This is a genomic window from Bacteroides sp. ET225 (assembly GCF_024733745.1).
Classification (GTDB): domain Bacteria; phylum Bacteroidota; class Bacteroidia; order Bacteroidales; family Bacteroidaceae; genus Phocaeicola; species Phocaeicola excrementipullorum.
In genome coordinates this window covers 137332-149739 of record NZ_JANRHN010000006.1, presented here as the reverse complement: position 1 = coordinate 149739, position 12408 = coordinate 137332, and the positions used below count along the sequence as shown (strand labels likewise).

The 12408-nt window shown below is 51.5% G+C and carries 12 protein-coding genes and 1 pseudogene; 8 read left to right on the top strand and 5 right to left on the bottom strand.

The window, feature by feature from the left end; genetic code table 11:
• The first annotated feature begins 187 nt into the window (after window positions 1-187).
• The 4 genes from NW212_RS04805 to NW212_RS04790 all read left to right on the top strand — a co-directional run bounded on the left by NW212_RS04805 (window position 188) and on the right by NW212_RS04790 (window position 4112).
• Window positions 188-937 (top strand): MBL fold metallo-hydrolase, encoded by a 750-nt coding sequence (locus tag NW212_RS04805; protein ID WP_258337502.1) that lies wholly within the window; start codon window positions 188-190, stop codon window positions 935-937.
• A 3-nt stretch (window positions 938-940) separates the two neighbouring features.
• Window positions 941-1318 (top strand): VOC family protein, encoded by a 378-nt coding sequence (locus tag NW212_RS04800; protein ID WP_258337501.1) that lies wholly within the window; start codon window positions 941-943, stop codon window positions 1316-1318.
• A gap of 63 nt (window positions 1319-1381) precedes the next feature.
• On the top strand, window positions 1382-2236 hold the full coding sequence (locus NW212_RS04795) for a DUF3805 domain-containing protein (protein ID WP_258337500.1): 855 nt from the start codon (window positions 1382-1384) through the stop codon (window positions 2234-2236).
• Window positions 2237-2243: 7 nt separating this feature from the next.
• Entirely contained in the window at window positions 2244-4112 is a 1869-nt protein-coding gene (locus NW212_RS04790; RefSeq protein WP_258337499.1) for an ABC-F family ATP-binding cassette domain-containing protein, read from the top strand.
• Window positions 4113-4195: 83 nt separating this feature from the next.
• Here NW212_RS04790 and yihA read toward each other — a convergent pair whose 3' ends face one another.
• A complete protein-coding gene (yihA, locus tag NW212_RS04785; protein ID WP_258337498.1) occupies window positions 4196-4801 on the bottom strand; it encodes a ribosome biogenesis GTP-binding protein YihA/YsxC in 606 nt (201 codons plus the stop codon).
• A gap of 93 nt (window positions 4802-4894) precedes the next feature.
• Complete coding sequence (locus tag NW212_RS04780; RefSeq protein ID WP_258337497.1) at window positions 4895-6352, bottom strand: sodium:solute symporter; 1458 nt, start codon at window positions 6350-6352, stop codon at window positions 4895-4897.
• Between the two features lie 99 nt (window positions 6353-6451).
• Between NW212_RS04780 and NW212_RS04775 the strand changes: the two are divergent.
• The 4 genes and pseudogenes from NW212_RS04775 to NW212_RS04760 all read left to right on the top strand — a co-directional run.
• A pseudogene (locus tag NW212_RS04775) lies at window positions 6452-7087 on the top strand (alpha-xylosidase); the annotation flags it as partial.
• 236 nt (window positions 7088-7323) lie between these two features.
• Window positions 7324-7941 (top strand): recombination mediator RecR, encoded by a 618-nt coding sequence (recR, locus tag NW212_RS04770; RefSeq protein ID WP_258337496.1) that lies wholly within the window; start codon window positions 7324-7326, stop codon window positions 7939-7941.
• A gap of 12 nt (window positions 7942-7953) precedes the next feature.
• A complete protein-coding gene (locus NW212_RS04765; RefSeq protein WP_258337495.1) occupies window positions 7954-8433 on the top strand; it encodes a hypothetical protein in 480 nt (159 codons plus the stop codon).
• Window positions 8423-8956 carry a GNAT family N-acetyltransferase gene (locus NW212_RS04760; RefSeq protein WP_258337494.1) on the top strand — a complete coding sequence of 178 codons (534 nt, stop codon included), beginning with the start codon at window positions 8423-8425 and terminating at the stop codon, window positions 8954-8956. The genes NW212_RS04765 and NW212_RS04760 overlap by 11 nt, the downstream gene beginning before the upstream one ends.
• On the opposite strand, the gene NW212_RS04755 is transcribed toward NW212_RS04760, so the two are convergent.
• The 3 genes from NW212_RS04755 to NW212_RS04745 form a co-directional block, all read right to left on the bottom strand.
• Window positions 8945-9535 carry a YqgE/AlgH family protein gene (locus NW212_RS04755; RefSeq protein WP_258337493.1) on the bottom strand — a complete coding sequence of 197 codons (591 nt, stop codon included), beginning with the start codon at window positions 9533-9535 and terminating at the stop codon, window positions 8945-8947. The two genes, NW212_RS04760 and NW212_RS04755, sit on opposite strands and share 12 nt — an antisense overlap.
• Window positions 9536-9735: 200 nt before the next feature.
• Window positions 9736-11340 (bottom strand): MFS transporter, encoded by a 1605-nt coding sequence (locus tag NW212_RS04750; RefSeq protein ID WP_258337492.1) that lies wholly within the window; start codon window positions 11338-11340, stop codon window positions 9736-9738.
• On the bottom strand, window positions 11337-12404 hold the full coding sequence (locus NW212_RS04745; RefSeq protein WP_258337491.1) for an HlyD family secretion protein: 1068 nt from the start codon (window positions 12402-12404) through the stop codon (window positions 11337-11339). The genes NW212_RS04750 and NW212_RS04745 overlap by 4 nt, the downstream gene beginning before the upstream one ends.
• Window positions 12405-12408: the final 4 nt, after the last annotated feature.

The window sequence follows — 12408 nt, the reverse complement described above, 5'->3', positions numbered from 1 at the left end:
GCTGGCGGAAGGTTTACTTCCGGAAGAAGGTTCCGGCGCGTTGAAAAGTCTGTCTTCAGGCTGAAGATGCAGATATTCAGCCTGGGGATATATATCTTTAAGGTGGAGATTTATATCTCCAGCCTGGATATAAAGAATTTCGCGGGCAATCCGTTGTTTGCGGATTTTTTAATAAAACTGTATTGTTATGGAATTGACTTATCTTTATCACAGCGGCTTTGCCCTGGCGGGCGAAGGCTTTACCGTGGTGTTCGATTATTTTGAAGATACGGTGTCCGGAACGGAAGGGGCGGTGCACGAAAGCCTCCTCAAGCGTCCGGGACGGTTTTACGTGCTGTCGAGCCATTCTCATTCCGATCACTTCAATCCGCAGGTGCTTGAGTGGAAGAAGGTTCGTCCCGACCTTGTTTTCGTGTTCTCCAAAGATATTCTCGGCCATTGCTCCGTGCCTGAGGGTGATGCGGTGTGGATGGAAGAAGGGGACATGTATGCGGACGGACTGATTGAAGTGAGGGCTTTTGGATCGACGGACATCGGGGTTTCCTTTTTGCTGGAAGCGGAAGGGAAGACCATCTTTCATGCCGGAGATCTCAACAACTGGCACTGGATGGATGAGTGCGAAGAAAGCGAGTGGAGGGGCTATGAGAATGATTTCCTGCGCGAACTGGAAACGTTGGCGGAATATGCCGGAAGGGTAGACCTGGCAATGTTTCCCGTAGACCCCCGGCTGGGAAAAGAATACATGCGTGGCCCGCGCCAGTTTGTGGAACGGATAAAAACAGCTATCTTTGTGCCGATGCACTTTGATGAGGCTTATGCGAAGGCGGCGGCATTTGCTCCGGTTGCCCGGGCAAACGGAGCGAGGTTCGTCGAACTTGCGCGGAGAGGGCAGAGCGAAGTGTTCTGGCAACAAGAATGTGAAACTAAAATTAAATGACTTATGAAGATTAAAGGAAGATTTGACCATTTCAATATCAATGTGACCGATCTTGAAAGGAGCATCGCCTTTTACGAAAAGGCTTTGGGACTGCATGAAATAAACCGCAAGGAAGCCGCAGACGGTTCGTTTGTTCTGGTCTATATGGGGGACGGGCAGACCGGCTTTATGCTGGAGCTGACTTGGCTGCGCGACCATGACCAGCCCTATGAGCTGGGGGAAAACGAGAGTCATCTGTGTCTGCGCGTGGAGGGTGACTACGACGAAGCCCGCAGGTTTCATAAGGAAATGGGCTGCGTGTGCTTTGAAAACGAAGCGATGGGACTTTATTTCATCAACGATCCCGATGACTATTGGATTGAAGTGCTTCCTGTGAAATGACGGAGCGAAAAGACATTTGTCATTTCCGCAAATCAGTACTGTTTTACTATAATAATTGTTACGATGAGAAAATATATATCTCCCGGCTCATGGTTTTCATTGCAATATCCTGACAGCTGGCGTGAGTTTGAAGATACGGAAGACAGCTTCTTGTTTTATAATCCGGACAAGTGGGACGGAAACTTCCGCATTTCGGCCTATGAGGGGCAGAACCTTGGTTATGCGAAGGAATCGGTTGACTACGAACTGAAGAATGTGCGCGGCTCCCGGCGGGTGGAGATAGGCGGACGGACGTGCGCTTATTCTACTGAGAGCTTTCAGGAAAACGGAGCCTGGTATACTTCGCACATTTGGGTTACCGGCCGGGGAGCGGTGTGCGTGGAATGTTCGTTTGTCGTTCCTAAAGGAGAAAGTCCCAAGCCGGCCGAGAAAATCATCGCTTCGCTGGAAATACGCAACCGTGGCGACAGGCCGTGGAAGGAGGTGATTCCTGTGCGCGTGATGGAAATCAGCCTGATCAATGAGGCATACGACTGGGCTGTGTCGACAATCAAGAAACAGCTCACCAAGGATTTCACTGACACGAAAGGTGATGTGGCGAACATTCAGAAAGTGATGGACAGCGGACGTTTCGGCAAAGGGCAGCGCCAGGCTTGGGAAAGCTTCGGCATTGCTTTCGGCACTATCCTGGTGAATGAGATGGACGGAATGGACTGGGTGACAGTCATCGACGGGAAAAAAGAGATTCCCGCTCTGCGTTTTGGAGGCACGGACGTGATGGTGTATCCGACGCTTTTGGTGTGGAACAAGGTGAAGGACGGCGGCCGCTGCGATCTGGCAGCCGAATATGAGCATATCCAGTCTGAGGTGGAAGCGGCTCTGGAAGAGTGCGACGGTTCGACATCTCCAGCTAAATAAGTGGCTTATGGTTGCGTATCTACAAGTAGAAGACCTTACCAAGTCGTTTGGCGAACTGCTTTTGTTCGAGAAGATTTCGTTCGGCATCGCTCAGGGGCAGCGCGTGGGACTGATTGCCAAGAACGGTTCGGGAAAAACGACGCTGCTGAACATCCTGGCCGGAAGAGAGGGATATGATGAAGGGAGGATCACGTACCGGAACGACATTCGCGTGGGCTATCTGGAGCAGAGTCCGCACTACCCGGAGGATCTGTCGGTCATCGAAGCCTGCTTCTATCACGGGAATGCCGTGGTCGATCTGATCAGGGAATATGAGAAATGTATGGAAACGCCCGGAAATCCCGGACTCGACAGGCTGCTGGCGCAAATGGAGCAGGAAAAGGCTTGGGACTATGAAAGAAAGGCCAAGCAGATTCTTTCGCAACTGAAGATTCACGACTTCAGCCAGAAGGTGAAGTTTCTCTCAGGCGGACAGCTCAAGCGGGTGGCGCTGGCCAACGTGCTGATCACCGAACCCGACTTTCTGATTCTGGACGAACCTACCAACCATCTTGATCTGGACATGGTGGAGTGGCTGGAGGAGTATCTCGGACGGAACAGCGTGACTTTGCTTATGGTGACGCACGACCGCTATTTCCTCGACCGGGTGTGCAGTGAAATCATCGAAATAGACAACCGCCAGATTTATGGCTATAAGGGAAATTACAGCTATTATCTGGAGAAGCGTCAGGAACGGATTGACGCGACGAATGCTGAAATTGCCCGGGCAAACAATCTTTACCGGACGGAGCTGGAATGGATGCGCAGGATGCCTCAGGCGCGCGGACACAAGGCGCGCTATCGGGAAGAGGCGTTTTATGACCTGGAGAAGGTGGCTAGGCAGCGGACGTATGATGCAAGCGTAAAGCTCGACGTAAAGGCTTCGTATATCGGATCGAAGATTTTTGAGGCGGAGCATCTGTGCAAGAGTTTCGGCGATCTGAAGATTCTTGACGACTTCTCGTATATATTCTCGCGCTATGAGAAAATGGGCATTGTGGGAAACAACGGCACAGGAAAGTCTACTTTCATCAAGATTCTGATGGGCATCGAGAAGCCGGACAGCGGAAAGCTGGAAATCGGAGAAACGGTGCGGTTCGGCTATTATTCGCAGGACGGGCTGAAATTTGACGAGCAGATGAAGGTGATTGATGTGGTTACGGATATTGCCGAGGTGATCGAGCTGGGAAACGGAAAGCGTCTGACCGCCTCGCAGTTTCTGCAGCACTTCCTATTTACGCCCGAAACCCAGCACAGCTATGTCTATAAGCTGAGCGGAGGGGAGAAGCGCAGGCTTTATCTTTGCACGGTGCTGATGAGGAACCCGAACTTTCTGGTGCTCGACGAGCCGACTAACGACCTTGACATCGTTACGCTTCAGGTGCTGGAAGAATACCTTCAGAACTTTAAGGGGTGTGTGATTGTAGTGAGCCACGACCGTTATTTCATGGACAAGGTGGTGGACCACCTGCTGGTGTTTAACGGGCAAGGCGACATCCGCGACTTTCCGGGGAATTATTCGGACTACCGCGAATGGAAAGAGGCCAAGGCCGAGCATGACAAGGCGGCCGAAAAGCCCAAGGAAGAAAAGGTGAAATATGTGCGCCAGGATACCCGCCGCCGCATGACGTTCAAGGAAAAGAGGGAGTTCGAGCAGCTGGAAAAGGAAATAGCGGAGCTGGAGGCCGAAAAGAAGGCCATTGAAGATGCGCTTTGCAGCGGCACGCTGGGCGTGGATGAACTGACGGAAAAGTCGAAGCGTCTGCCTTTGCTCAATGACGAGCTGGATGAAAAAAGCATGCGGTGGCTGGAACTCAGCGAAATAGAGAATCCATAGGCCCCATAGACGAAACAGGATGAAGGCTTTGTTCAGGCACGCCTTCATCCTGTTTTGCCGTATGCTTCCGGCTGTCCGTGTGTTTATTGAGCCTTCAGCGATTTGTTTATCTCTTCGATGTAGTTGAGGATTCCATCGCGTCCGGTTTTCTTTTCCGATGAAGAGATGAAGTAGGGAGGAAGTTCTTCCCATTGCTCTTTCAGCTTTTCCAGAAAGGCATTGACATTTGCCTTGAGTTTTGATCCGTTCAGCTTGTCGGCCTTGGTGAAGACAATGGCAAACGGCACTCCGTTTTCTCCCAGCCATTCGATGAAGGCCAAGTCGATCTTCTGCGGTTCCAGTCGGCTGTCTATCAGCACGAACAGGCATGTCATCTCCTCGCGTTCCAGCACGTAGGATTCGATGAGCTTCTTGATTTTCTCCATCATCACCTTTCCTCTCTGCGCATAGCCGTATCCCGGAAGGTCTACGAGATACCATTCCTTGTTGATGAGGAAATGGTTGACAAGCAGTGTCTTTCCGGGCGTTGACGAAGTCATAGCCAGTTTGGAGTGGTTGGTCAGCATATTAATCAGGCTGGATTTCCCGACGTTTGAACGTCCGATGAAGGCGTATTCGGGCAGGCCGGTTTGGGGACACATGTCTACCCGCGAGTTGCTAATTACAAATTCAGCGCTGGTTATTTTCATGATTGAAGTCGTTTTTGGGGTTAAAAAATCATTTTGCAAAGATAATCATTTTATTGATTAGTCGGGGCATGAGCAGCCGGCGATTAATGATTATTATTTGTCTGGTATCCGTTTCCGGCTCAGTGCCGCCAGTCCGCAGAAAGTGAGCAGACCGTTCAGCATCAGCATTTCGTAGCCGAACTGATATCCGGTGGCCGCCGCAACCATGTGGTCGGTCAGGTAGCAGATGACCGGAGATGCGATGGCGATGTATGGAATGAAACGGTCGCGCACGCCGCGCCGGGTGAACAGTCCGAATGCAAACAGGCCGAGCAGCGGACCGTATGTGTAGGATGCAAGCACGTAGATCGTGTCGATCACATTCCGGCTTCCGATAGCTTCGATCACGAGAATGCAGCCGACAAACACGGCCGAAACCAGCAGATGTGCATATTTCCTTACTTTCTGAGCCTTCTGTTCGGAATAGCGTTCAATGCCCAGGATATCGATGCAGAAGCTGGTTGTCAATGCGGCAAGCGCGGAGTCGGCGCTCGAAAAGGCGGCTGCGATGATGCCGATGGCAAAAAGCACGAGAACCGGATAGCCTAAATAGCCCCCGGCGGCGAAAAAGGGGAGGATGTCATCGCCTTTGGCGGGAAGCGTCAGGTGAAGCTGGGTTGAAGCGATGAGCAGCAGCACGCCTAACGTGAGGAACAGCAGGTTTACCGGCACGAACGAGAAGCCGTAGCAGTACATGTTTTTTTGCGCTTCTTTCAGGTTGCGGCACGAAAGGTTTTTCTGCATCATGTCCTGGTCGAGCCCGGTCATGACAATCGTGATGAAGATTCCGCTGAAGAACTGCTTGAAGAAGTTTTGTTTTGAATGCCAGTCGTCGAACACGAAAATGCGGCTGTGTTCGTTCTCTGATACGGCTTTGATGACTCCTGCTGCGTCAAGGTCCAGCAATGAAGCCACTTGATACAGAATCAGTCCCAGCGCCAGCAGCAGGCAGAGCGTCTGGAAACTGTCGGTCCATACAATGGTGCGTATCCCGCTTTTCCGGGTATACAGCCAGATGAGCACCACAGTTCCGATTACGGTTGCCGAAAAGGGAATATCGTATGCGTCGAACACAAAATGTTGGAGAATGACGCACACCAGGTAAAGCCGGGCAGCGGCTCCCAGCATTTTTGAGAGCAGGAAGAACGAGGCTCCGGTCTTGTAGGCATGGTTCCCGAAACGTTTTCCCAGATAGGTGTATATCGAGGTCAGGTTGAGCCTGTAGTAAAGCGGCAGCAGCACGTGGGCGATGATCAGATAGCCGAAGAAGAATCCGAAGCAGGTCTGCATATAGGTCATGTCGATGCTTCCGACCATTCCCGGCACTGATACGAAGGTCACTCCCGAAAGGGAGGCTCCGATCATTCCGAAAGAAACGATATACCAGGGCGACTGGTGGTTTCCGCTGAAAAATGCGTCGTTGTCTGTATGGTGTCTGGCCGTGATGCGTGCCACAAGAAGAAGCAGTCCGAAATAGACCGCTATGGTGATTAAAATGAATGTTCCGTTCATGTGTCGTAATCTGTAATTAGACAAAGATACGCAAAGATACGAAAACTCCTTAAATACTCACAAAGTAATTTATCATTCCATAAAGTTTTTAGTGCTTTGGGGAAAGAACTTTATGTATTTAAGGTTCCCGGAACGGAAAGCTACTTGCCGGGGGACATCAACAATGACCGTCTGATTGATGAGAATGACTTGACTTCGTATACCAATTATACGGGATTGAGAAAAGGCGATGCTGATTTTGAAGGCTATATCAGCAACGGTGATTTGAATTGCAACGATTTGATAGACGCTTACGACATCTCTGCCGTAGCCACCCGGCTGGATGGAGGTGCGGAAGTAGCTTCGGCTGATACCTTGGGAGGAAAGATCACATTCAAGGCGTCGAAGGCAATGTATGCCAAAGGTGAAACTGTGGAGATCGAAGTGAAGGGACATGGCTTGCGGGCTGTCAACGCTCTCAGCTTTGCGTTGCCTTATGATGCGGAGGCTTATGAGTTTGCGGGCATTGATCCGGTTGGCGTGCAGGCTATGCACAATCTGACAAACGACCGCCTGCACACCAATGGCGTGAAGGCTCTTTATCCGACTTTTGTCAACGTAGGCAACCAGAAGACTCTGGAGGGTGACAGTACGCTTTTTGTCATCCGGTTGAAAGCCAAACGTGACTTGAAGTTCGACCTGAAGCCGGTTGATGGAATCCTGGTAAGCAAGTCGATGGAATACATCAGGTTCTGATGGAGTGAGTGTGTGTCAAAACACAAATAAACTTCCATTTTGTCATTGGCGGCAAAGCGGAGGATTTCTGTTTGGCAGCCGGATTCTGTTTTGATACACCCTTTTGCGGAGGCGCATAATTGGCGGATGCCGCGGATTTTCACCAGTCCGCGTAATTCCGCGATTTATGCGCCTTCTTTATGATATTTTTCGTATTTTTGCGCCTCAGAGAAAAACAGAAACTGGAGAAACGATATATGAACCAACAATATCCGTCGGCCTTGCTCGAGAAAGCGGTGGGAGAGTTTGCAAAACTTCCCGGAATAGGCCGGAAAACAGCCATGCGCCTGGTGCTGCATCTGCTCAAGCAAGACACGTCTGCCGTAGAAGCGTTCAGCAATGCCATGACCACGCTGAAACATGAAGTGAAATACTGCAAGATCTGCCATAACATATCCGATACGGAAGTATGCGGCATCTGCTCCAATCCTTTGCGTGATGCGTCTACCGTGTGTGTGGTCGAGAATATACGCGACGTGATGGCAATCGAGAACACCCAGCAGTATAAGGGACTGTACCATGTGCTGGGAGGAGTCATCTCGCCGATGGACGGAGTGGGCCCTTCGGATCTGGAGATCGACAGTCTGGTGGAACGTGTCAGGGAAGGCGGCGTCAGGGAAGTGATTTTCGCGCTCAGCTCTACCATGGAAGGCGATACGACCAACTTCTATATCTTTCGCAAGCTGAGCGGTCTGGACGTGAAGCTGAGCGTCATTGCGCGCGGCATCTCTGTGGGCGATGAATTGGAATATACGGATGAGGTTACTTTGGGACGTTCGATTTTGAACCGTACCGCATTTACCGGAACAATGTAAATTTTATTGGGAATGGAAGAAAAAATAAAGAAACTGCTCTGCCTGCTGAAAGCGGAGTATGCCCTGTTCTGGGTGCTGAATGTTGCGCTGGTCGTGTTGTATGAAACCGACACCCTGCCTCAAGGAGCTTTTGTGGGGGATGCGCAGATGGATTATATCATGCAGGCTTCGGGAATACTTCTTGCCTTGTGCATGATTCCTCTTTCGCTCCGCATGTTCCATCTGTCGCTGGTAAAGTATGTCAGGAAGCTTTCAATCTCCGAAGCGCTGACAAGTTACCGCCGTTGGAGCGAGGTAAGGATGGCGATGCTTGTCGTGCCTTCGCTCTTTAACATGACTGCTTATTACACGACCATGAATACGACCGGACTTCTTTGCGCCGGCATGGTGATGCTGGCTTCTCTTTTCTGTGTTCCGGGATACAGGCGCATGGTGGAAGAGCTTGACTTGCAGAAAAACGACACGTCAAATATAGAAGGCCATGAAAACTGAGAAAAGAATCCGCCTGCGTGCTCCTGAGCCGGAAGATCTGGATGTGCTGCTCTCCATTGAAAATGACGAGAAACTGTGGGAGGTAGGAACTGCCACCGGCCCTTACTCGCGCTATCAGATGAAACGGTATCTTGCAGAGATGCAGAACGACATTTACATCGACCGCCAGCTGCGCCTGATGATCCAGCACGAAACGGCAGGTGTGGCAGGAATCATCGACCTTTGCACTTTCGATCCGAGGCACAGCCGTGCGGAAGTAGGCCTTGTGGTGCGGGAAGACATGCGCAGACAGGGAGTCGCCCGTGAGGCGCTGGAGATGCTTGAGCGGCACTGCTTCGGCCTGCTGGGCATTCATCAGTTGTATGCCTATGTGCCGCGGCAGAACACGCCTTCACTCGCTCTTTTCCGGTCGGCGGGCTATGCGGAGGTTGCAGCACTGAAAGATTGGGTAAAGACCGGGAGCAAGTTTCAGGATGCCGTTCTTTTTCAGAAAATCAATTCGGGGAACGGATTAGTTGAATGACGGGTATATAGGGTATTTAGCCCAAAGACTGTATTTCTGTCCCAGACCGTTCATGCTGTCATTCCATAGTTTCGCATTATGATAGTCAAGCAGCTGGTCGCTGTGGCTTTTCCCCACCATCCAGCTGTTTTCCTGTATTTCTCTCTGCAGCTGTCCGTTGCTCCATCCTGCATACCCTGCAAAAAAGCGGATATGGCCTTCTACCGGATTGCCTTGAAGGATATACTGTTTCAGTTCTCCGAAGTTGCCGTTCAGGTAAAGTTCATTGTTGAGTTTCAGCGCGCCTTCGAGCGCATTGATCGTATGAATGAAAAAGATGGTGTCCCTGCCGATAGGCCCCCCCTTGAATACTGGAATCCCCGGAACCGAGTCCAATCCCGGAATAAGTTCGTTCAGTGTAATATCGTGGTGAAACATTTGGTTCATCACAATCCCCATACTTCCTTCTTCATTATGAGTAACCATCAGAATAACCGTACGGGCAAAGTGATAATCAGACAATAATGGGGAAGCGATAAGTATACTTCCCATAGCTGGAAGCGCTTTGTTTGTTTTAACTTGAAAGATGCGCATGTCCATATTCTTGGATTTTTAATATACTAAGATACTGTTTTTTTGTTAAGAAACAAAACTGTTTCCGATTCTTTTTCTTGCATCCGCTGCCAGAGGCTGTCTGCGAGGTATTGGCGGCATTTTTTTTGTTATCTTTAACCTTTCAGCCATGTCTGCTCCTCTGCTTTTGTTTCAGAAAGACAGGCAGAGGAGCAGTGCGTCCGTTGTCACACCATGTCTTCTCCCATGCGCACCACCGGCACCCGGACGGTCTTGTGGAACGGCACGAAACGTGAAATGACGGCGATGACGAGTGTCACGACAAACATCCAGCCCAGCATGTGTTTCAGTGCGAGCAGCATGCTTTGCTCTTGCAGCACGCTGTAAAGGCTGTTGGTTGCCAGCTGCATCGCCTCGTCGATGCCGCGTCCCTGCGCAAGGTTGTTTCCGAGAGCGGACGTATAGCGCGAGGCTGCGAGGGTGTCGACCATCGTCATGTTTTCTGAGAGCTGCACCATGTATTTCTGCTGGAGCCGGTACAGCATGTTGCTGTAGAAGGCGGAAGCCATTACCGGGGCAAGCACGGCGCGGAATGTAATCAGAAAAAAGGCGTTGTAGATAAGCAGTTTCGGGTTGAGGTCTTCAACAACAAACAGTCCGAAGGCGATGAGTAGCACCATCATGCCCAGCCCCCGGAAGAAAAGGGGAACAAACAGCTGCTCGTAGGTGCTGTCGGGCGAGATGGTGAAGTAGAGCATTCCGAAGAAGACCACGAAGCATGCCATCCCTCCGGCAATGAGGAAACGGAAACGCCAGCGCTGCCATCTGAACCACCAGAAGCAGATGAAGGCTCCCAGCAGATAGCCGGGAAGCAGATAGATGTACAGTGTGTAGTTGTGCACATTGTCTACGCGCAGTATGCTGGTCATGTAGTTGCTCAACAGCGTGGTGGATGTGCTGAAGAACATGACCAGTATCATGTAGAAATAACCCAGGATGGCTTTCCACTGGAACATGGGCTTCAGACTGACGTAAGGTTTCGGAGAGTTGAACTGCTCCCAGAGGAAAAGCGCGACGAGCAGCGGGGCGATCACGATGTAGACGCAGATCTTGGGCGATGCCATCCAGTCGGATATTTTTCCGTAGGTGATGACATAGATCAGCATCAGCAGTCCTGTGGAGATGATGATCATTTCGCGCAGGTGGAGTTCCTTGAGCGGCACTCCTTTTGACGGGCGGTCGTGGCGGAGCAGGATGATGACGAACAGAATGGCCAGAATGAGCATCATCATCATGAAGTAGTACATGTACTTCCAGTCATAATGATAAGCCAGAAGAGCCGTGACAATCATCGAAAGCTGTCCCCCGCTGAAGACCAGCGGATAAAAGTAGGCATAGAACTCGCTTCGCACGTCGCCGGGGCTGAAGATGAACTTGATGCGGCGGATGAGCCACAGCATGAGAAAACCTTTCAGGAAGCCGATGACGAAACTGAAGGTGATGAGCAGTTCGGTGTTGGCGGAACGTGCGCAGATCCAGCTCAGAAGGAACTGGAGGGTGAGGTCGACCAGCAGCAGGGACTTGCTTGAAAAGGAGTTCAGCACCTTGGGCACGATGGGATAGGCGATGGCCATTCCTGCCGATGCCGCATAATAGCCGATGGTGATGTCTTCGGTGTAGGCTCCGAGCGTGTTCGACACTTCTACCATGCTTCCCGTGTATGTTCCGTTCAGCATGGTGACGGGAAGGATGATAAAGAACACCAGGCCTACAGCCACCCAGTCGGGCACCCACCGGCGAACCGGTATGTCTAGTTGCTGGGCCGTCATCATCTCTTCAGCGCTTCAGTTTCTACCATCATTCCGGCGCGGAGCTGCTTCATGTCTTCTGCCGTCACATTGTCCAGGTCGATGCGCACGGGGATCCGCTGCTGCACCTTCACGAAGTTTCCTGCCGAGTTGTCGGTGGGAACCAGCGAATATTTCGAGCCGGTTGCCTCGGAGATTGCCGTAACGTGGCCGTGAAACACTTTGCCCGGCACTCCGTCTACTTTGATTCTTACGGGCTGTCCGATGTAGATGTTGGCTATCTGTGTTTCGCGGTAGTTGGCGGTGATCCATTTGTCTGACTGGCGGACGAGGTAGGAGAGTGTCTGTCCGGCCGAAACATACTGCCCGGGTTCCAGCGTCCGCCGCCCCATATAGCCGTCGTAGGGAGCCGTGACCACCGTGTATGAAAGATTCAGGTTGGCAAGGTCCAGTGCGGCTTCGGCGCGCAGGATGGCCGCCTTGACGTTCACTTTCCGCTTGTTCGTTTCAGCATACTGCGAGCGTGCGGCATCTTTCTGTTTGACGAGGGCGTTGTAGCGCGCCCGTGCGGCATCGTAGTCGGCCTTGGCCTGGTCGTATTGCTGTGCGGGCACAGATTCTTCCTCTAGCAGGCGTTCGTAGCGGTGAAAGTCCTGCTCGGCTTTCCAGAGCCGGGCCTTCGCTTCTTCCAGCGTGGCGTTCTGTTCTCCGATGCGTGTTTCGGATGTTTCGATGTTTGAGCGGAGCACCCCCTTCGAACCTTGCGCGTCCATCAGGGCTGCCTCTGCCTCTTTCTGTCTGATGAGGTATTCGCGGTTGTCGATCACCACCAGCGTGTCGCCTTTGCGCACGAACTGGTGTTCGCGGAAGCGCACGTCCTGGATGTATCCTGACACACGGATATTTACCGGCGAGATGTACTGGTCGACGAAAGCGTCGTTTGTGATTTCGTAGCTGATATACCGCCAGAAATAGTTGACTGTCCAGAGCAGTCCGGAGCTGGCTATCAGCATACATACCGTGTTCAGGATGATATTGCGTCGTTTGCGTCTTTTCAGCCGCTTGTATTTCATTTCGATTGAGCTCATAGTG

Coding starts and splice junctions, on each gene's coding strand:
- NW212_RS04795 (WP_258337500.1), top strand. CDS start 1,382: ATGAGAAAATATATATCTCCCGGCTCATGGTTTTCATTGCAATATCCT.
- NW212_RS04805 (WP_258337502.1), top strand. CDS start 188: ATGGAATTGACTTATCTTTATCACAGCGGCTTTGCCCTGGCGGGCGAA.
- NW212_RS04780 (WP_258337497.1), bottom strand. CDS start 6,352: ATGAACGGAACATTCATTTTAATCACCATAGCGGTCTATTTCGGACTG.
- NW212_RS04750 (WP_258337492.1), bottom strand. CDS start 11,340: ATGATGACGGCCCAGCAACTAGACATACCGGTTCGCCGGTGGGTGCCC.
- recR (WP_258337496.1), top strand. CDS start 7,324: ATGAACCAACAATATCCGTCGGCCTTGCTCGAGAAAGCGGTGGGAGAG.
- yihA (WP_258337498.1), bottom strand. CDS start 4,801: ATGAAAATAACCAGCGCTGAATTTGTAATTAGCAACTCGCGGGTAGAC.
- NW212_RS04790 (WP_258337499.1), top strand. CDS start 2,244: ATGGTTGCGTATCTACAAGTAGAAGACCTTACCAAGTCGTTTGGCGAA.
- NW212_RS04755 (WP_258337493.1), bottom strand. CDS start 9,535: ATGGACATGCGCATCTTTCAAGTTAAAACAAACAAAGCGCTTCCAGCT.
- NW212_RS04745 (WP_258337491.1), bottom strand. CDS start 12,404: ATGAGCTCAATCGAAATGAAATACAAGCGGCTGAAAAGACGCAAACGA.
- NW212_RS04760 (WP_258337494.1), top strand. CDS start 8,423: ATGAAAACTGAGAAAAGAATCCGCCTGCGTGCTCCTGAGCCGGAAGAT.
- NW212_RS04765 (WP_258337495.1), top strand. CDS start 7,954: ATGGAAGAAAAAATAAAGAAACTGCTCTGCCTGCTGAAAGCGGAGTAT.
- NW212_RS04800 (WP_258337501.1), top strand. CDS start 941: ATGAAGATTAAAGGAAGATTTGACCATTTCAATATCAATGTGACCGAT.